At 67.5% G+C, this 19,100-nt stretch carries 21 protein-coding genes; 17 read left to right on the top strand and 4 right to left on the bottom strand.

Going from position 1 to position 19,100, the window contains the following annotated elements:
• The first annotated feature begins 6 nt into the window (after positions 1-6).
• From AGI3411_RS27975 to AGI3411_RS27985, 3 genes are read left to right on the top strand one after another with little or no spacing between them, the layout of a single operon-like run.
• Positions 7-303: a YciI family protein gene (locus tag AGI3411_RS27975; RefSeq protein WP_129530576.1), complete on the top strand. Its 297-nt coding sequence runs from the start codon at positions 7-9 to the stop codon at positions 301-303.
• A gap of 54 nt (positions 304-357) precedes the next feature.
• Positions 358-1,137, top strand: coding sequence for a 3-oxoadipate enol-lactonase (pcaD, locus tag AGI3411_RS27980; RefSeq protein WP_129530577.1), 780 nt, complete (start codon positions 358-360; stop codon positions 1,135-1,137).
• 5 nt (positions 1,138-1,142) lie between these two features.
• Positions 1,143-2,183 (top strand): cyclase family protein, encoded by a 1,041-nt coding sequence (locus tag AGI3411_RS27985; RefSeq protein ID WP_129530578.1) that lies wholly within the window; start codon positions 1,143-1,145, stop codon positions 2,181-2,183.
• 75 nt (positions 2,184-2,258) lie between these two features.
• On the opposite strand, the gene AGI3411_RS27990 is transcribed toward AGI3411_RS27985, so the two are convergent.
• On the bottom strand, positions 2,259-2,597 hold the full coding sequence (locus tag AGI3411_RS27990; RefSeq protein ID WP_043547174.1) for a PsiF family protein: 339 nt from the start codon (positions 2,595-2,597) through the stop codon (positions 2,259-2,261).
• Positions 2,598-2,943: 346 nt separating this feature from the next.
• On the opposite strand from AGI3411_RS27990, the gene AGI3411_RS27995 reads away from it, so the two are divergent.
• Complete coding sequence (locus AGI3411_RS27995) at positions 2,944-3,282, top strand: FxLYD domain-containing protein (RefSeq protein WP_043546706.1); 339 nt, start codon at positions 2,944-2,946, stop codon at positions 3,280-3,282.
• On the opposite strand, the gene AGI3411_RS28000 is transcribed toward AGI3411_RS27995, so the two are convergent.
• Entirely contained in the window at positions 3,269-4,495 is a 1,227-nt protein-coding gene (locus AGI3411_RS28000; protein WP_129530579.1) for an MFS transporter, read from the bottom strand. The two genes, AGI3411_RS27995 and AGI3411_RS28000, sit on opposite strands and share 14 nt — an antisense overlap.
• Positions 4,496-4,721: 226 nt before the next feature.
• On the opposite strand from AGI3411_RS28000, the gene AGI3411_RS28005 reads away from it, so the two are divergent.
• Positions 4,722-5,372: a carbonic anhydrase gene (locus tag AGI3411_RS28005; protein ID WP_129530580.1), complete on the top strand. Its 651-nt coding sequence runs from the start codon at positions 4,722-4,724 to the stop codon at positions 5,370-5,372.
• A gap of 45 nt (positions 5,373-5,417) precedes the next feature.
• On the opposite strand, the gene AGI3411_RS28010 is transcribed toward AGI3411_RS28005, so the two are convergent.
• Positions 5,418-6,095 (bottom strand): GntR family transcriptional regulator, encoded by a 678-nt coding sequence (locus AGI3411_RS28010; RefSeq protein WP_129530581.1) that lies wholly within the window; start codon positions 6,093-6,095, stop codon positions 5,418-5,420.
• 205 nt (positions 6,096-6,300) lie between these two features.
• Between AGI3411_RS28010 and AGI3411_RS28015 the strand changes: the two genes are divergently transcribed.
• The 11 genes from AGI3411_RS28015 to AGI3411_RS28065 all read left to right on the top strand — a co-directional run bounded on the left by AGI3411_RS28015 (position 6,301) and on the right by AGI3411_RS28065 (position 16,423).
• The gene (locus tag AGI3411_RS28015) at positions 6,301-7,095 is read left to right on the top strand and encodes an SDR family NAD(P)-dependent oxidoreductase (RefSeq protein ID WP_129530582.1); all 795 of its coding nucleotides are present in this window, start codon (positions 6,301-6,303) and stop codon (positions 7,093-7,095) included.
• 79 nt (positions 7,096-7,174) lie between these two features.
• Complete coding sequence (locus AGI3411_RS28020) at positions 7,175-8,389, top strand: ABC transporter substrate-binding protein (RefSeq protein WP_129530583.1); 1,215 nt, start codon at positions 7,175-7,177, stop codon at positions 8,387-8,389.
• A 67-nt stretch (positions 8,390-8,456) separates the two neighbouring features.
• Positions 8,457-9,359 (top strand): branched-chain amino acid ABC transporter permease, encoded by a 903-nt coding sequence (locus AGI3411_RS28025; RefSeq protein WP_129530584.1) that lies wholly within the window; start codon positions 8,457-8,459, stop codon positions 9,357-9,359.
• Entirely contained in the window at positions 9,356-10,357 is a 1,002-nt protein-coding gene (locus tag AGI3411_RS28030) for a branched-chain amino acid ABC transporter permease (RefSeq protein ID WP_129530585.1), read from the top strand. Before AGI3411_RS28025 ends, AGI3411_RS28030 begins: the two co-directional genes overlap by 4 nt.
• A complete protein-coding gene (locus AGI3411_RS28035; protein WP_129530586.1) occupies positions 10,354-11,118 on the top strand; it encodes an ABC transporter ATP-binding protein in 765 nt (254 codons plus the stop codon). Before AGI3411_RS28030 ends, AGI3411_RS28035 begins: the two co-directional genes overlap by 4 nt.
• Entirely contained in the window at positions 11,111-11,830 is a 720-nt protein-coding gene (locus AGI3411_RS28040) for an ABC transporter ATP-binding protein (RefSeq protein ID WP_129530587.1), read from the top strand. The genes AGI3411_RS28035 and AGI3411_RS28040 overlap by 8 nt, the downstream gene beginning before the upstream one ends.
• Before the next feature lie 17 nt (positions 11,831-11,847).
• Positions 11,848-12,600 (top strand): SDR family NAD(P)-dependent oxidoreductase, encoded by a 753-nt coding sequence (locus AGI3411_RS28045; protein WP_129530588.1) that lies wholly within the window; start codon positions 11,848-11,850, stop codon positions 12,598-12,600.
• Between the two features lie 9 nt (positions 12,601-12,609).
• Complete coding sequence (locus AGI3411_RS28050; RefSeq protein ID WP_129530589.1) at positions 12,610-13,338, top strand: SDR family NAD(P)-dependent oxidoreductase; 729 nt, start codon at positions 12,610-12,612, stop codon at positions 13,336-13,338.
• A gap of 5 nt (positions 13,339-13,343) precedes the next feature.
• Positions 13,344-15,053, top strand: a complete 1,710-nt coding sequence (locus tag AGI3411_RS28055) for an FAD-dependent oxidoreductase (protein ID WP_129530590.1) — start codon at positions 13,344-13,346, stop codon at positions 15,051-15,053.
• A gap of 24 nt (positions 15,054-15,077) precedes the next feature.
• Positions 15,078-15,677: a glutathione S-transferase gene (locus AGI3411_RS28060; protein WP_129530591.1), complete on the top strand. Its 600-nt coding sequence runs from the start codon at positions 15,078-15,080 to the stop codon at positions 15,675-15,677.
• A gap of 176 nt (positions 15,678-15,853) precedes the next feature.
• Entirely contained in the window at positions 15,854-16,423 is a 570-nt protein-coding gene (locus AGI3411_RS28065) for a hypothetical protein (protein ID WP_129530592.1), read from the top strand.
• 80 nt (positions 16,424-16,503) lie between these two features.
• Here the strand turns inward: AGI3411_RS28065 and AGI3411_RS28070 are convergent, their stop codons facing one another.
• Complete coding sequence (locus AGI3411_RS28070; RefSeq protein ID WP_129530593.1) at positions 16,504-17,838, bottom strand: DUF3100 domain-containing protein; 1,335 nt, start codon at positions 17,836-17,838, stop codon at positions 16,504-16,506.
• Between the two features lie 257 nt (positions 17,839-18,095).
• Between AGI3411_RS28070 and AGI3411_RS28075 the strand changes: the two genes are divergently transcribed.
• Positions 18,096-19,031 carry a LysR family transcriptional regulator gene (locus tag AGI3411_RS28075; protein ID WP_129530594.1) on the top strand — a complete coding sequence of 312 codons (936 nt, stop codon included), beginning with the start codon at positions 18,096-18,098 and terminating at the stop codon, positions 19,029-19,031.
• The last annotated feature ends 69 nt before the right edge of the window (positions 19,032-19,100 follow it).

The following is a 19,100-nucleotide window of genomic DNA, read 5'->3' on the forward strand; positions in this document are numbered from 1 at the left end:
CCGTCCATGCCGTACATCATCGAGACCTTCGACAAGCCCGATCACCAGGAAGTCCGCCAGCGGCACCGCGCCGCCCACCTGGAGTTCCTGGATGCCAACAAGGGCCTGCTGCTGGCCTGCGGCGCCAAGCTGCAGGATGACGGCAAGGACGCCGGCGGCGGCCTGTACATCGTTGATCTGGACACGCGCGAAGCCGCGCAGCAGTTCATCGATGCCGACCCGTTCTCCAAGGCCGATCTGTTCGACCGCGTGACCATCACGCGCTGGCGCAAGGCCTACGTCGACGGCGTCTGCCACCTGTAATGCCTGCACGGCCGCCTCCGGGCGGCCGTTGCCTTATCCCCTAGGAATTCCCCAATGTCTTACGCCGATCTCAGCCAGGCACGGCTGTATTACGTCATCGATGGCCCCGCCGACGCGCCGGCGCTCGTGCTCTCCAATTCGCTGGGCACTTGCTCCGACATGTGGGCCCGCCAGATCCCCGAACTGAGCAAGCACTTCCGCGTGCTGCGCTACGACACTCGCGGCCATGGGAAATCGTCGGTTCCCGAAGGCGAATACAGTTTCGAGCAGCTAGGCAACGACGTGGCCGAGCTGCTGGCGCACCTGAACATCGAACGCGCGCATTTCTGCGGCCTGTCGATGGGCGGCCCCACCGGCCTGTGGCTGGCGCTGGCGCGCCCCGAACTCGTCGGCAAGCTGGTCCTGTGCAACACCGCCGCGCGCATCGGCTCGGCCGAAGGCTGGAGCGCCCGCATCGCCGCGGTGGCCGAGCAGACGCTGGAAAACATGGCGCCCACGCTGGTCGAGCGCTGGCTCACTGACGGCTACCGCGCCGCCGAGCCCGGCCTGACCCAGGTGCTGATCGACATGCTGCGCCGCACGCCGGACGCGGGCTACTCAGGCAATTGCGCCGCGCTGCGCGACGCCGATTTCCGCGAACAGGTGGCCTCCATCTCGGCGCCCACGCTCGTCATCAGCAGCACGCACGACCTCGCGGCCACGCCCGCGCAAGGCCGCGAGCTGGCTGGCGCCATCCCGGGCGCGCGTTATCTTGAATTGAATACCTCCCACATCTCGAACTGGGAGCAACCGGAAGCCTTCACCCGCGCGGTCGTCGACTTCCTGACGGAGTAGACCTCATGCAGCGCTGGAAACACCGGCCCGAAGGTTCCAATTGGGGCGACTTCGGGCCCGACGACCAACTCGGCCGCCTGAACCTCATCACCGAGGAACAGGTCCTGAAAGGCGCGCGCGAAATCCGCGCCGGCAAGACCTTCTGCCTGTCACTGCCGCTGGACCTGCCGGGCGGCAACGTGCTCAACCCGCGCCGCCATCCGCCGCAGCTGAGCCCCACCCGCCTCGCGGACACGCCCTACCTGAACTTCCCGCTGCGCAACGTCAACCCGGACGCGGTGGACGTGCTGAGCGACGACCAGGTGCTGCTGTCCATGCAGTACTCCACGCAATGGGACGCGCTGGCGCATGTGGGCGCCCTGTTCGACGCCGATGGCGACGGCAAGCCCGAGCTGCGCTACTACAACGGCTTCCAGGCCGGCGTGGACGTCGTCGGCCCGGCCGATGCCGAACATACCGGCTGCGGCTGCAATAGCGGCGGCCCGTCCGCCGCGCTGAAGCTGGGCGTGGAAAACCTGGCGCAGAAAGGCATGCAGGGACGCGGCGTGCTGGTGGACCTGTTGCGCCACTACGGCCCCGGCCGCACGCTGATCGGCCACGCGGAGCTGATGCGCGTCCTGGATGCCGATGGCATCAGGGTCGAACCCGGCGACATGCTGGTGCTGCGCACGGGCTATGCCGAGGCGGTCGTCGCCATGAACGGCGCGCCCGACGCGGAGGTGCTGCACAGCTACGGCGCCGCGCTAGACGGCACCGACGCCGCGCTGCTGCAGTGGATCACCGACAGCGGCATCGCCGCCATCTGCGCCGACAACTACGCGGTGGAAGCCTACCCGGCCCGCGAAAAGACCGGACCGCGCGCCATGCTGCCGCTGCACCACCACTGCCTGTTCAAGCTGGGCCTGCCGCTAGCCGAACTGTGGTACCTGAAGGACCTGGCCGACTGGCTGCATGCCAACGGCCGCCACCACTTCATGCTGACGGCGCCGCCGTTGCGCCTGCCGCACGCGATCGGCTCGCCGGTGACGCCGATCGCGACGGTGTAGATGGGTGTCTGACACCCCTGAAACGCCCGTTGAATACAACGTGCAATCCCGTGGGTGTCAGACCCCGGCCAAGTGCTAGCCCTTCAGGCAGGTGCTCATGAAGGTCTTGCGCTTGTCGCCGGTCAGCTTCTGCTCTCCGGCCTGGGCGTTGCAGTCCTTCATCTTCTGCTGCTGCGGCGTCAGCTGTTTGGCTGGCGCCGCGGTCTCGCCCTTCAGGCAGCTGCTCATGTAGGCCTTGCGCTCGTCGCCCTTTTTGCCTTCCGCGGACTTGTTGCAGTCCGCCATGCGCTGCTGTTGCGGCGTGGGCGTCTTGGCGGGAGCGGGCGTGGCGGCGGGGGTCTGGGCATAGGCGGCCCCGGCGAAGCAGGCGGACAACAGGATGGCAGAAGCCAACTGGCTGGTACGGGAAAGCATGGTTCCTCCCTTGGGCGTCCGCGCGCCCGGAATCTGGCGCGATGGCGGGCCGCACGATCCGCCGGCCAATTCGCCGGCCCGGTCATCATCGAACAAACCGGACGCCCGCGCAAGATCCCCGAAAGTCAAGAATCGCCAAGGCTTACGCCGCCCTGAAGCGCCTGCGCGCAAGCCATCGCGGCAGGCCGAAAACCCGCGATTGCGCGATATTCCCATGCTCCTGCCGCATTCGCCGCCGAATTTGCGGCCAAGGCATGCAAGCCGTTACCCATTCATCCGTTTGACCCGTTGTGCCGGCGGCCGGAAAGGTGTGAGATACACATGCCTGCCTACACGGGAGACCGCCATGAAAACCGCCCTAGCCGCTTTCGCCCTGCTCGCCGGCCTGTCTTGCGCCGCCAGCGCGCAAGGCCCGGTCTATGGCGTCACGCTGGGCAATGTCCAGGCCGTGCGCGACGTCAACCAGAACGTGTCGGCAATCACCGGGCTGCTCGCCAACCAGTCCGCCCGCCCCATCAATAGCGTGCTGCTGACCTTCGTGCTTTACGACGAACAGGGCCGCGAGGTGGGCCGCGTGCGCGACGGCATTTCCGGCCCTCTGGCGCCCGGGCAAATCAAGCAGATCAGGGCGGTGACGCCCCTGCAATTCACCCGGGTCACGGCGCTGGACGTCAACGCCTGGTAGCGGTGCCCAGCGGCGCCGCCGCCCTGGCGCGGGCCGGCCAGACCGCCGCCAGCGCCAGCAGCCCCGCAATCAGCGCATAGGGCGCGCCGGGGTCTGCGTCGTACACCAGCGTGCCGGCCAGCGGCCCCGCGATGATGCCCAGGCCCTGGGCGGCGGCGACAGTGCCGGCCGCGGCGCCTTGCTCGTTCGTGTTCACGGCGTTGGCGGCCAGAGCCGTCACCGAAGGGAAGACCCAGCCCATGCCCGCCGCCGCGACGAAATAACCTATCCACAGGAACGGCTGCGTCGCCGCAAACAGGATCGAGCCGAAGCCAAGGGCGGAAACCGCGCAGCCGATGCGGATCAGCCGCTCCGGCGGCCAGCCCAGCCGGCGGACCAGCAACTGGGCCAGGATCAGCGCCACCCCGACCGCCGTCAAGGCAATGCCCGCGGCGCGCGCGGCGGCGGCCGCATCCAGGTGCAGGCGGTCCAGCGCGAAGAAGCCCACCACGACCTGCGCAACGATGACGCAGAACATGGACGTGAACGCTACCGCCATGGGACGGCGCAGGCGCGCGTCGCCGATCTTCAGCGAGGCCGCGTCCGGCGCGGCATGGCGCTCGGCGCGCGGCAGCCAGCGCCACAGGACGGCCAGGGACGCCACCGGCAGCACCGTTGTGATGACCAACGGCAATTCCAGACCATGGACAGCGAGCATGCCCGCCACGCCAGGCCCGGCAACCATGCCCAGACCGCTGGCGGCGCCCAGCATCGCCAAGGCGCCTGCGCGCTGCCCGGGCGGCACGTAGTCGGCGATCAGCGCCGCCCCGGTCGCCGGCACGGCCGCGTAGAAGCCGCCGACCAGGCCCCGCAGGACCACCATGCCTGCGAAGGCCAACCAGACCGGCAGCGGATTGCGCAAGGCGAAGATCAGGAATGCGCACAGGGCGGCATAGGACAGCACGAACCCTCCCAGCCCTTGGAGAATGATGCGCCGGCGCCCCAGCCTGTCGCTGGCCGCCCCCCAGCGGCGGGCAAACAGCACCCAGGCGATGCCTCCCACCGTCACCGCCAGGCCCGCTTGCCAGGGCGCCAGCCCGAGCGACCGCGCTATCGGTCCTATCAGCGCCACGAAAGACATCAGCGCCAGCGTGCACGCGAAGGTCTCGAACATCAGGGGCTTGATGCTGAAAGCGCCGGCCACCGGCGCCCGCTCATCGGATTCAAGACTCATGGAGGGTTCACCATATAAATAATGATAATCATTCTCGTATATAGCGTATGGCTTGCCTTGTCCAGGCCAAAAACCCTTGCCGCTTCAGGGTCTAGCCCCGGGAACACCGGGCCAAGTGTGGGAAAATCCTATGTCGACTCGATGAAAAGGGGCTTCCAAACGAAGCCCCTTGTTGCGTGTGTCGGCGCGCCAGCATGCCTGGCTCCGCTACGAGGACGAAAAGATCATGTTTCCAAAAAGACTCTCTGAAGGCTACCAATCATTCCTGCAGGGCCGCTTCCACTCGGAAAGCAGCCGATACAAGAAGTTGGCCGAAACTGGGCAAAGCCCGGAAATCCTGATCATCGGATGCTGCGACTCCCGCGTCTCGCCCGAAGTGATCTTCGATGCCGGCCCCGGCGAAATGTTCGTGATCCGCAACGTCGCGAACCTGGTCCCGCCCTGTGATCCCGACTCCGAATCCTCGTACCACGGCACCAGCGCCGCCATCGAATTCGCCGTCAACGGCCTGAACGTCAAGCACATCGTGGTGCTGGGCCACGCCTCCTGCGGCGGCATCCGTTCCTTCTTCGACGACGCCAAGCCCCTGTCCAAGGGCGATTTCATCGGCAAGTGGATGTCGCAGATCGAACCCGTGGCCGAACGCCTGGGCCCCGCCACCGGCGACCGCCAAGCCAATCTGAAGCGCCTCGAGCTGGCGACGGTGGAACACAGCCTGAACAACCTGATGACGTTCCCGTCCATCCGCCGCCGCGTGCAGAAGGGCGAGCTGGAGCTGCACGGCACGTACTTCGGCGTGGCCACGGGCGTGCTGTTCCTGCGCGACTCCAAGACCGGCGAATTCAATCCCTGCCTGGAAACCGGCATCGTCGGCTAGGTGCGGCCGGCTAGGTGCGGCCGGCCAGGCGCGGCCGCGCGGGCCTCACACCCGGTAGGCCTGCGCCAGCCTCTCGTAGTTGTTCTTCAGGATGATGCCCGCGTAGTACACATGCTCGCGCATCAGGTCTTCCGCGCGCGCGCCGTCCCGGGCGATGATCGCGCTGACGATCCGGTGGTGGTCGTCGTGCGAGCGCAGGATGATGCCGTGGTCCTCCCACAGGATGATGCGGTCCGATGCGTAGGGGATGGCCTGCGCCTGGGTGGCGAAGCGCTTCACCCACGGGTTGCCCGCCGCCTCAAGAATGCCGTTGTGCAGCGTGATGTTCACCTGCTGGTACGGCAGGTGGTCTTCGGGCAGCAGCACCCCCTTGCCCAGGATCCGGTCGCCGTCGTCCAGGCAATTCTTCAGCACCGCCACCGCGTCGTGCGATAGCCCGCGCAGGGCAGCCTGGCGGCAGGCCAGCCCCTCCAGCGCGGCGCGCACCTCGTAGGCGGCAACGATCTCCCCGATGTCGTAGGCGCGGACGGTGTATCCGCGCTTGGGCAGGTGCTCCAGCAAGCCTTCGTTGCCTAGCGTCGCCAGCGCGGCGCGCACCGGCGTGCGCGACACCCCCAGCTTCTCGGCCAGCGGGATTTCTTCAAGACGGGCGCCAGGGTTGAATTTGCCATGCAGCACCCAGTCCCGCAGCGTATCGGTCACGTGTTGAGATAGCGTATCCATGCCTTCATTGTATACATGAAGAATACTTGCGCCACCTTGTCAAGAGTCCGCTCTCTCGCTTTCCCTAAGGTTTCTGTCCTAAATCAAACGGCGTTCAGGGTAAGCCCCTATACCTCGCAGCACTCCATGTATACATAATCGCAAAAAATTAACGATAGCGGCCATGCCACCCCCAAGGCTTGCGGCACGCCACCGAGGAGACAGCATGTCCAATGTATCCACGCCCGCCGAATCCGGCGCCACTCCCCGTCTCGCGCTGGTAACCGGCGGCGGCGGCGGCATCGGAGCCACCGTCTGCCAGGAGCTGGCGCTGGCCGGCTTCCGCGTCGTGGTCTCGGACGTGGATGCCGGGCGCGCCGGCCGCGTGGCCGACGAACTCGGCGCGCCGCACGCCGCCCATGCCTTCGACGTCAGCGACGAAGCCTCGGTCGAGCGCGCATTCGACGAGATCGAAACCCGGCATGGCCCGATCGCCGTCCTGGTCAGCGCGGCCGGCCTGCTGCTGTTCCAGGAAAACGGCGAGCGTCCGCTGATCAAGGACACCACGCTGGACATCTGGGAACGCAGCTTCGCCGTCAACGCGCGTGGCGTCTTCCTGTGCGGACGCGCCTACTTGCGCCGGCGCGAAGCCGCGCCGGTGGCCCATGGCCGCATCATCACCTTCACGTCGGTGGCCGCGCAGCTCGGCGGCTATCGTTCCAGCGCTTCGTACATCGCCGCCAAATCCGCCGTGCTGGGCCTGACCAAGGCCATGGCGCGCGAATCCGCGCACCTGGGCGTCACCGTCAACGGCATCGCGCCCGGCCTGATCGACACGGACATGCTGCGCAGCACGGTCACCAGCAGCGGCGCGCTCGCCGCGGCCGCCCAGGCGATTCCGCTGGGCCGCATCGGCACCGTGGACGACGTGGCCGCCGCCGTGCGCTTCCTGGCCTCCGAAGCGGCCGGATACATCACCGGGAGCGTCATCGACGTGAACGGCGGCTACCGCATGCAGTAGGAAATTCCGGCGGCCCGCCCGCCTACGCAGCAAAGCGCCGCACCAACACAGGCGCGCATCCAGAAACGGGAGACAAAGCATGAATCAACGTAGTCGCTACGCGACGGCTGCCGCGCTGTGCGCGTGGGCCCTATCCGCAGGCGCGCAGGCGCAGCAAGCGCCCGGCGTCACCGACAAGACCATCAGGATCGGCATGTTCGCGCCGCTGTCCGGCAGCGGCATGGCCTACGGCTTCGACGTCGTGAACGCCGCCAAGATGTGGTACGCCAAGGTCAACAAGGACGGCGGCGTGAACGGCCGGCAGATCGAGCTGGTCATCGAAGACGACCGCTGCAACGCCAACGACCTGGTCGCCGCCGTGAAGAAGCTGAACGAGCAGGACAAGGTGTTCCTGCTGAACGGCGGATCCTGCTCGGCCGCGGTGGTCGCCTCGCGCGAATACGTCGAACGCGAGAAGGTGCCGCTCGTCATGCTCAACGCCTCGGGCGACGGCGCCCTCTATCCGCCCTCCAAATACATCTACGGCGCCTTCTCGATTTCGCAGCACGCGGTGGGCGGATCGATGGTGCAGTTCGCATCGGAACACCTGAAGGCCAAGAAGATCGGCTACATCAATCACGACGACGCGTATGGGGGCTGGAACCTGGAGGCCGCCCAGGCCCAGGCCAAGCAGCTCGGCGATCCGGTCCTGCAAGTGCAGTCAGTGAACCCGAACATCACCGACGTCACCGCCCCGATGCTGAAGATCCGCGCGGCCAACCCGGACGTGCTGCTGCTGACCACCTACGCCCGCCCCGCCGCTCTCATCATCAAGAAGGCGCAGGAACTGGGCTGGAACAAGCCCATCGTGCTGGCGGTGAACGGCACGGCCGACCTGAAGCAGCTGGTGGAGAACGTGGGCAACAAGGACGCGTTCAAGAACGTCTACATCCAGGACGTGCTTTCCGACCTGCCGGGCGGCCCCAAGCTGACCTGGGTGTACGACATGTACAAGCAGTCCTATCCCGACCTGGCCGCCAAACCGGGCCATCCGCAGTCATACATGCCCTATGGCCTGCCGCCGGCGATGGCGGTCGTGAACGCGCTGAAGGCCGCCGGCCCGCAGCCCACGCGCGAAAAGGTGCTGCAGGCGCTGGAGACGATGAAGTTCGACTCCGAGGTCATGGCAGGCCCCATCGAGTTCGGCCCGGGCGACCGCGCCGCGCAGGAATCCGCCATCTATATCAAGTTCGACGGCACCAATATGTCGCTCGTGCCCGGCGCATTCAAGAGCACCTGGCAATACCAGAAGTAGAACCTCGGCCCGAAACAGGTCCGGCCCGCGCGGCGGCGCAGCGCTGCGCGGGCGGCCGGAGAACATCATGAGCTTTGCCGATATCTGGCTGTTCCTGCAGCAGGGGGTGCTGTCGGGACTGGTGACCGGCAGCGTGTATGCGCTGCTGGCGGTCGCCGTGGTCATCATCTTCAAGACCACCGACGTGCCCAATTTCGCACAGGGCGAAATTTTCATGGTCGGCGGCTACATCGCCCTGTTCCTTACGCTGGTGATGGGCTGGCCCTACCTGGCCGTCATCCCCGTCACGCTGGCCATGGTCGCCCTCGTGTCGGGCCTGTTCCAGCGCGTAGTGATGGAACGCGTCATCGCCTCGAAGGGCGTGGGCGTGCAGATGGTCATCGCCACGCTGGGCCTGGCCTACGCGCTGAAAGGCATGGTGCGCCAGACGGGCTTGGGCGACACACCTCGCTCGCTGCCGCCGCTGGCGCCGACAGACGCCGTCATCATCGGCGATGCGGTGCTGACCCAGCTGGATATGGTGATCTTCGCCGTGGCGGTGGGCGTCATGCTGCTGCTGTTCTTCATGTTCACCTACACCCGCGTCGGCCGCGCGATGCGCGCCGTCGGCATGAATCCGAAGGCGGCCCGTCTGGTGGGCGTGAACCTGGCGCGCATCCGCATGATGGTATGGGCGCTATCCGGCCTGATTTCGGCAGTGGCCGCGCTGCTCATCACGCCCAAGATCCTCATCACGCCGGACATCGGCCACATCGCCATCCTGGCCTATGCCGCCGCGATCGTAGGCGGCATCACCAGCCTGCCCGGCGCGGTGGTGGGCGGCTTCGTGATCGGCGTGGCCGAAAACCTGGTGGGGCTGTTCATCTCGACCAACGCCATCGTGGTCGCGCCGTTCGTCGCCATCATGGTGGTGCTGCTGCTGCGTCCCCAGGGCCTGTTGGGCGGAAAACTGCAGGTGAAGAAAGTATGAGCAACAAGATCGACCGCATTCTCCTGGCGCTGATGGCCGCGGTGCTGACGGCCCTGCCCTTCGTGGCCAGCGGCTACGTCATCTATGTCGTCAACCTGCTGATGGTGTTCGTCGTGCTGGCCCTGGGCCTGCATGTCGTCATCGGCGAGACCGGCCAGTTCGCGCTGTCGCACGCCGCCTTCTATGGCGTGGGCATCTATACCGCCGGCCTCATCAACAACCAGTGGCACCCGCCGTTCTTCATCTCCATCATCGCGGGCGGTCTGCTGGCCGCGGCGCTCGGCTACCTGATCGGCGCGCTGGCGCTGCGCATGCGCGACATCTATCTTGCGCTGTCGACGTTCGCGTTCGGCGAAGCCATGCAATGGGTATTCCTGAACTGGCAATCGGTCACCAACGGGTCGAACGGCTTCCGGATCTCGCCGGCGACGCTGTTCGGCTACGAACTGGCTACCGATCTCAAGGCCTACCCCTTCGTGGTGCTGATCGCCGCGCTCCTGCTGGCGGCAACCATCGCCCTGTCGCGTTCGCAGCTCGGCTCGGCCTTCCGGGCCGTGCGCGAAAGCGACGTCGCGGCGCAGGCCATGGGCGTGAACATCAATGCCATCAAGCGCACCGCCTTCACCATTTCCGCCGCCTATGCCGGCATCGCGGGCGGCATGTACACGACATTCGCGTCGTTCATCCATCCCGAAAGCCTGGGCTTCCAGACCACCATCCTGATCCTCACGATGGTCGTCGTGGGCGGCATCGGTTCCGTGCGCGGCGCCATTGCCGGCGCGATCGGCTTCGGCCTGATCTCCGAGCTGCTGCGCCAGGCCCTGTCATTCCAGGAGATCATTTACGGCTTCATTCTGATGGGCTTCATGATGTTTGCGCCGAAGGGTCTGTTCGCCGGCCGCGATGCGCGCCGCCGCGCCCCCTCCCCCGCAGCGCCCGCCACGGCGCAGCGCCCCGCCGCCGGCACCGCCAAATCGACGCAAAGGAGCGCGGTATGAGCACCCATCCCTATCTGGACGTGCAGGGGCTGACCGTGAAGTTCGGCGGGCTGACCGCCATCAATGGCCTGTCGATGCAGGTGGAGCGCGGCCGCATCCACGCGCTGATCGGCCCCAATGGCGCCGGCAAATCCACCACCTTCAACTGCATTTCGCGCTATTACCGCCCAAGCAGCGGCAGCATCCGGTTCGACGGCGCCGACATCACGGCGAAGAAGCCACACGAAATGGCGACGCTGGGCGTAGCGCGCACCTTCCAGAACCTCGAACTCTTCGGCGCGCTCAGCGTGCGCGAAAACGCCTTGCTCGGCACCTACGCCCACGGCGCGAACACCCCGGGCAAGCTGCTGCGTCCGGCGATGGCCGAAACGCGCGAGCGCGTCGAGCACCTGCTGGAACGCGTGGGCCTGGCCGATTTCCTGGACACCCCCGCATGCAGCCTCGACTTCGGCAGGCAGAAGATGCTGGAGCTGGCGCGCGCGCTGGCCATTTCCCCCAAGCTGTTGCTGCTGGACGAACCCGCGGCGGGCCTGCGCAACCGCGAGATCGAGACGCTGGACCGCCTGCTGACCGAGCTATGCGAACGCGACGGCATCACAGTGCTGCTGGTGGAACACGTCATGCAGCTGGTGATGTCGATCTCGGATCGCATCACTGTCATGTCCTTCGGCGAGAAGATTGCCGAAGGCACGCCCGCGGAGGTGCGCAGCAATCCCCGCGTGATCGAGGCCTATCTGGGCAAGGGAGCCGCCGGTGCCTGAAATTCTGCTTGAAGTCGAGGCGGTATCGGCCGCCTACGGCAACATACGCGCCCTGCAGGACGTATCGCTGAAGGTACCGCAAGGCGCCATTGTCGCGCTGCTGGGCGCCAACGGCGCGGGCAAGTCCACCACGCTGAACGTCGTTTCGCGGCTCGTCGCCGCCACCGCGGGCAGCGTGCGCTTTGCCGGCGAGCCCATCCACCGCCTGCCGGCGGATGCGGTCGTCGGCCGCGGCATCGTCCAGGTTCCGGAGGGCCGCGAGATCTTCCGCGAAATGAGCGTACGCGAAAACCTGGAAATGGGCGCGTATCTGCGCGACGACCGCGCGGCCGTCAGGCAGGACCTGGACATGGTCTGCGACACCTTCCCGCGGCTGCGCGAACGTTTCGAGCAACGGGCCGCCACGCTCTCGGGCGGCGAGCAGCAGATGCTGGCCACCGGCCGCGCCATGATGGCCCGCCCGCGCATGATCCTGCTGGACGAGCCGTCGATGGGGTTGTCGCCGCTGGTGGTCGAACAGATCTTCGACATCGTGCTGCGGCTCAACCGCGAGCAGGGCATCACCATCCTGCTGGTGGAGCAGAACGTGAAGCTGGCGCTGTCGGTGTCCAGCTACGCCTACATCCTGGAGAACGGCGAAATCGCGCTGGAAGGAGAATCCTCCGCGCTCGCCAGCGACGAAGGCGTGCAGCGCGCCTATCTCGGCGCCTAGCGCCACAAGGAAAATCCATGATTTCGATGCAAGAAAAACGGGTCCTCGTCACAGGCGCCGGGCGGGGCCTGGGCGCCACCATCGCGCAGGGCTTCGCCCGGCAGGGCGCCATGGTCATCGTCGCCGACGTGGACGCCGCGCTGGCCGCGCGCGCCGCCCAGGCCATCCGCGCCGAAGGCGGCCAGGCCTGCGACGCCGTGCTCGACGTGACCCAGGCGGATGCCGTCCGCGACTTTGCCGCGCAATCCGCCGCGCGCCACGGCAACCTGGACGTCCTGGTCAACAACGCCGGCATCTCGGCGCGCGCGCCGTTCGACGACCCGCGCACGCCCGAAATCTGGGATCGCGTCATGCAGGTGAATCTGCAGGGCACCTTCAACGTCACCCATGCCTTTGTCGAACAGCTCAAGGCGACACGCGGCGCCATCGTGAACCTGTGCTCCATCGTGGCCTATGGCTGCAGCATTTCCACGGCGGGCTATGTGGTGTCCAAGGGCGGCGTGCGCTCGTTCACGGAAGTGCTGGCACGCGACCTGGCGCCGCATGGCGTACGCGTGAACGCGGTGGCGCCGGGCCTGATGGAAACCGAGATGACGGCGGGCCAGCGCGCGCAGGCGCACGGCACCGACTGGTACATGCAGCGGGCGCCCATGGCGCGCGCGGGCCGGGCCGATGAAATCGTCGGCCCCGTGCTTTTCCTGGCCTCTGACATGGCCAGCTACGTGAACGGCGTGGTGCTGCCCGTGGACGGCGGCTACCTCGCCGTATAGGGAGATACCATGAATCTGGGTACGGCATTGGTCACCGGCGGCGCCAGCGGCATGGGCCTGGCGATTGTCGAACGCTTGGCGCAAGACGGCTTTCACGTGGTGATGGCGGACCGCAATGCGGAACTCGCGGAGCGGGAATCGCGCGCGCTCCGCCAGCTGGGGCTGGCAGTCGAATACCGCGTCGTCGACCTGACGGACGAGGCCGCCACGCGCGCGCTGGTCCGCGAGCTCGTCCCGCTGAGCGCGCTGATCAACAACGCGGGCGTCTTCGACGAGCGCAAATTCTTCGACGTCGACAGCGGCGACTACCGCCGCGCGTTCGAGATCAACCTGCTGGCGGTGGCGACGCTGACGCAGGAAGCCGCCCTCGGCATGGCGCCGGGTGCCAAGATCGTCAACATCGCCTCGCGCGCCTACCTGGGCGCGAAGAACCATCCCCATTACGTGGCCTCCAAGGCGGCGCTCGTGGGGTACACGCGCGCCGCGGCCATGGAGCTGGCGCCGCGCGGCATCCTGGTCAACGCCATCGCCCCCGGGCTCATCGATACGCCGCTCCTGCGCAACCTGACGTCCGAGCGCCTGGCCGCGCAACTGGCCTTGCAGCCCACCGGCCGCGCGGGCCAGCCGCGCGACATCGCCAATGCCGTGTCCTTCCTGGCCGCGCCGCACATGGACTTCATCACGGGCCAGGTCATTTTCGTGGACGGCGGCAAGTCGCTGGGCGGATCGGGAGCGTAAGCCGCATGGACAGCATCAATTGGGACAGGGAAGTCGACGCGCTGATCGTCGGCGCGGGCGCGGGCGGCATGACGGCGGCGCTGACGGCGCATGAGGAAGGGCTGGACGTGCTGCTGGTCGAAAAGACCGGCCGCATCGGCGGATCGACCGCCATCTCCGGCGGCGCGCTGTGGATTCCGCTGAACGCACAGACGGACGCGGCCGGCCACCCCGACAGCTTCGAGAAGGTCTGGACCTATCTGGAAGCAACCGTGGGCGCCGCGGCGTCCGACGACATGAAGCGCGCCTATCTGGACGCCGGTCCCCGCATGATGGACTACCTGGCTTCCCGCGGCCTGCTGCAGGTCGCCGCGCGCACCGCATCGCCGGACTACTACCCCGACCGCCCCGGCGCCGCGATGGGCGGACGCTCGCTGGACCCGGTGGAGTTCGACGGACGCAAGCTGGGCCGCCGCTTCCGCGATCTGCGCGACCCCTTGAAAGAATTCACCGTGCTGGGCGGCATGATGGTCAACATCACCGATGTGCGGCACCTGCTGCGCGCCACCCGGTCCTTTTCCGCCTGGCGCCACAGCATGAAGCTCGTGCTGCGCTACGCGGCCGACCGGGCACGCGGCTATCACCGGGGCACCCGGCTGTTGCTGGGCAATGCGCTGGCCGCGCAGCTTTTCCATGGGCTGCTCGCGCGCGGCGTCGAATACTGGCTCGGCGCCCCCGTCCAGGGCCTGATCCGGGACGCCTCCGGCCGCGTGCTGGGCGCCGCCATCACGCGCGCGGGCAAGAGGCTCAACATCCGCGCCCGGCGGGGCGTGGTGATGGCCACCGGCGGCTTTCCCTGGGATGCGAAGCGCCGCGCCCGCGCCTATCCGCAGCCCACCGGCGACTGGTCCATGTCGCCGCAAGACAACACGGGCGACGGCATCCGCCTGTCCGAGCAGGCAGGCGCCGCGCTGGGCTCGGGCTATGCCAGTCCCGCGTTCTGGGCCCCCGTCTCCATCCTGGAATCCCGCGACGGCCGGCGCCAGCGCTATCCGCATCTGGTGTGGGACCGCGCCAAGCCCGGCCTCATCGCCGTGAATGGCGCCGGCGAACGCTTCGTCAACGAATCGACGTCCTACCATGAGTTCGTTCAAGCCATGTACCGCAGCCACGAGACGGCGCCCAGCATCCCCGCGTTCCTGATCTGCGATCAGCGCTTCATCGACACCTGGGGCCTGGGCCTGGCGCTGCCCGGCGGTCGGCCGCGGCAGCACCTGATCGACCAGGGCTACCTGATCCAGGCGCCCACGCTGGCGGCGCTGGCGGGCAAGCTCGGCGTGCCCGCCGATGCCCTGCAAGCCACGGTGCGCCGCTACAACGCCCAGGCGGCGCAAGGCCAGGACCCCGATTTCGGCAAGGGCAGCACCGCCTACAACCGCTATCTGGGCGACCCGGACCACCAGCCCAACCCTTGCCTGGCGCCGCTCGCCGGCGACGGTCCTTGCTATGCCGTCAAGGTGTATGCCGGCGACATCGGCACCGCCTGCGGCATCGCGGCCAACGCGAACGCCCAGGCCGTGGACGCCGGCGGCGCGCCCATCCCCGGCCTGTACGTGGCCGGCAACGACATGCAGTCCGTCATGGGCGGCGCCTATCCCGCTCCCGGCATCACCCTGGGCCCGGCCCTGACTTTTGGCTGGGTGGCTGGACAACACATGGCCCATGCTCAACACTGAGACTTTCCACCGACAAGGACATCCATGAAAATCTTTTTCTCGCCCGCCTCGCCGTTCGTCCGCAAATGCATGGTCATCGCGCATGAACTCGGCCTGGCCGACCGCATCGAAAAGCTGCCCAGCGCGGCCGGCCCGGTCGCCCGCGACCAGACCATCATCCCCAGCAACCCGCTGGGCCAGGTGCCCACGTTCATCACCGACGACGGGCAAATCCTGTTCGACAGCCGCGTGGTCTGCGAATACCTGAACGAGCTGGGCGGCGGCGCGCTGTTCCCCGCCGGCAAGACGCGCTGGCAGGTGCTGACCGAACAGTCGATGGCCGACGGCATGCTCGGCGCGGCGCTGCTGGCCCGCTACGAAGCCGTGCTGCGGCCCGAGGAGCTGCGCTGGGACGATTGGGTCCAGGGGCAGCTGGGCAAGGTGCGCGATGGCCTGGCCCTGATCGAGAAGAATGCGGCCGCCCTGGCAGGCCGCCTGGATATCGGCACCATCACCATCGGCTGCGCGCTGGGCTACCTGGATTTCCGCTTCCCCGACCTGGACTGGCGCGCGGCGCACCCCGCCACCGCGGCCTGGTACGAAACCTTCAGCCAGCGTCCTTCGATGCAGGCTACCAAGCCCTGACCTTGCGGCCCGAGGCGCTATGCAGCCCCCTGGCGCCCGCCCGGGGGCTGTTCTTTTGGCAGGCCGACCAGGGCGGAAGGACGGCGGCGTTTTCATTGCGGCCATTCCTGTTACATTGAAGCTGTCACTCCGCTGGACCGGCCCGCCGACAGGCCAACCACGACAGGGAGCACAGCATGAACGTTGCCGCAATCTCCGCCATTCCTCGCGTCGCCGCGCCCTACCCGGCGCGCATTCCGATGCTGGAGGAAACCCGCCCCGCCTGGGAAACGGAATGGGCCGCGCGAAGCGGCGCGGCTCGCCGGGCCGGCCGCGGCACGCCGGCCGCCTGGGAAGCCCAGCGCCTGGCGCGCGCCGGCCAGGTGCCGCCAGCGCCATTGGCCGGGGTCGCCGCTGCGCTCGTCCGCGACCACGCCGACGCCGTGCCCGCACGCAGCGCCATCCCCCCGGCCCTCGACACCCTGCGCGACCAATACGCCGATACCCGCATGCGCCGCGCCATCGCCGACTACGCGGCGCAATCGGCCGCGCCGGCGCAAGGCGCCAACGCAAACGACCTGGGCACGATAGAAGGGCTGATGCCGCTGCAGCCCTACCGCGTCGCCATGGGCAACCCGCAAGTCCACGAATGGCAGGCCGCCGCAACCGTCAAGGCGGGCGGCGCCGGCATTCCCAAGGTCGCCAACATCGGCGCCACGGAGAACGCCACCGACAACGCCCGCTACCGGCCGGGCTTCGCGCCCTGACCGCCGCCCGCTGGCCGGCCAGGAATCGCCGCGCATGAAAAAGCCCCTAGAAGGGGCTTTTCATCGGGTGCGGCGCATCTTCAGTGGAAGAACTCGGCGATCATCGTCGCGCCCAGGAACGTGCCAGCGTTGGCGGCCAGCGACACCACCACGATTTTCCAGCCCAGCTTGCGGAAGGCAGGCAGGTCCTTCAGGATCGACAGGCCCGCCATGGCCAGGATCACGGTCGTGAACGGCAGGAAATTCACCTTGCCGACCATCGCGATGATCTGGTCCGAATACGGCAGCACGCCGGGGCAGCCGGCCGTCATGGCGATCAGCGACAGCACGAACACGGCCGGAAGCTTGGGCACCACGCGCAGCACCAGATCGGTGATGACGACCAGCAGGATGATGATGCCCATGCCCGGCAAGGCGTCCGCGAACGGCACGCCATAGCCCAGGCGGTTGCCCACCAGCGCGAACAGGCCGCACACGGCGTAGGCGGTCAGGCGGTCGCCGAAGCCCAGCTTGGCGCTGTGGGCCGGCACGTCTTCCGACACGCTGTTGTCGACGGCCGCTTCGGCCTTGCCGCGCGAGAAGCGGCCCAGCACGGGTTCCAGCTTGCCGTACAGGAAGATCGTCGTCGGCAGCGAGATGAACAGGGTGAAGTACACGCCCACCACCGTGGTCAGCAAGTTGGCGGCGGCGGCCAGCGCGGCTACCTGATGCGCGACTTCCGGCGTCTGCTGCGAGGCGATCGCGCCCACGCCCGCGGCCATCATGCTGCCCGAGCCCACGCCGGCGCCCATGGCGAGCGAGCGCGGATCGAAGATATTCAGGCTGGTGATGAAGCCCGCCATCAGCGCCACGAACAGCGCGCCGATCACGGTGCCGGTGATGTACTCGGCCATCACGCCGCGGCCTTCCGGCGAATTCATGCCGTAGCGCTCGCCGATGATGGCCAGGCTGGGCTCGCGGCCCACCGAGAAGGTGGCGCCGATGGCTTCGCGCTTGATGCCTAGCAGCAACGCCAGCGGCAGGCCGATGACCATGGTGCCGAAGAAATGCCCGAACTCCTGGAACACCAGGGCCCAGCCGGCTTCGCGCACCTGCGGCAGGGCCCCGCCTACCATCAGGCCCAGCTTAGCCAGGAACGGCAACAGCGCGTATTGCAGGTAGCCGCTGATGCGGGTCTGCATGGCGGTGTCGATGCCGGCGCCAGCGGGCAGGCGCTGGCCGAAGGCCGCCACGACCGCGCCGATGAAGATGGCCCACAGCATCGGCTGCAGAATGATCTTGCCCGGGCCCACCGTGAACGTGACGCTGCCGATCGCTTCCGAAATGATCACCACCAGTAAAATGGCGGCGAGCATGCGGATGCGGCCGGAGAGCGGCATGGAAGGCGTGGCCAGACTGGCGCTGGCGTGAGACATCGGATAACCCCTGAGAACGTGAATAATCGTCGTGGCGGCTTGCCGCGGGCCCGTGGGCCGGCGTCGCGCGCGGAAGGGCCGATTTTCGCCGGGGGGCCGGCGGGCAAACCATGACAGGACAGGCCCATTAGCGTTGCGTAAAATGCAACACATAAGCTTTTCCAGGGAAATTTTTGCATGAACTTGTTCAATGCAAGGGTAAACCCTAGTGTTTATCTGTGGACCTCCCGCCGCAGTCCCGTCACGGAACCCCCGCCATGGACGAAAAACTGGACGCCCGACGCACCCATTACTTCATGCAGGTCATGAGCCGAGGCTCCGTGCGCGGCGCCGCCGAAGTACTGGACATGGACCCGTCGGCCGTCAGTCGGGCCATCGCGGCGCTGGAGCGCGATTGCGGCATGGCCCTCTTCGAGCGCCGGGGACGCGGCGTGGTTCCCACCGACGCGGGCCACATCCTGGCCCGCTACGTCAAACGCCAGCAGAACATCCAGGAGAGCTTCTTTTCGGAGATCGACAGCCTGCGCAATGCCGAGCGCGGCCATATCGACCTGGTGCTGGGCGAAGGCTTCGTCGAAATGATGTTCGACCAGGTGCTGCCCGGCTACTGGCGCAGCCACCCCGAAGTCACGCTGGACATCGATGTCGCCCGCACCTCCGAGATCGTGCAGCGCATCGTCGATGACCGCGCCTATATAGGATTGGTGTTCCAGCCGCCCAACGACGCCCGCCTGCGCACCCACTACGCGCGGCCCGAGCCCATCCGGGCCATCGTCCGCCAGGACCACCCGCTGACCCGCTTGCGCCGCCCCCTGCTGCTGACGGACCTGGCGGACTATCCCGGCGCCTCGATGCAGGAGGGTTTCGGCGTGCGCCAGCACATCCAGGCCGCCGAAATCAGCGAGCAGGTGCGGCTGCGCAACGTGCTGACCACCTCGTCCTTCAAGGCGCTGTGGCAGTTCGCCGCCGCGGGCATCGGCTATGCGCTGACGCCCCCCATCGCCGTGACGGCCGACATGCGCGCCCAGCGCCTGGCCAGCCTGCCGCTGGCCAACCCCATCCTCAACCAGGGCAGCCTGCAGGTGCTGAGCCGCGCCGGCCGCCATATCTCGCCGGCCGCGCGCGAGCTGCTGGACCACATCGTGCGCGGCATCGGCACGCCGTCCGCGCCGCCATCTGATACGGTCGAGTAAGGCGAATCTGCATCTGTTTTCCCTGTTCGCCGCAGCCTACAGTGCCCGCATCCGCCACGACGCCAGGAG

Origin of the sequence: Achromobacter agilis, assembly GCF_900496965.1 — a bacterium.
GTDB lineage: Bacteria > Pseudomonadota > Gammaproteobacteria > Burkholderiales > Burkholderiaceae_B > Achromobacter > Achromobacter agilis.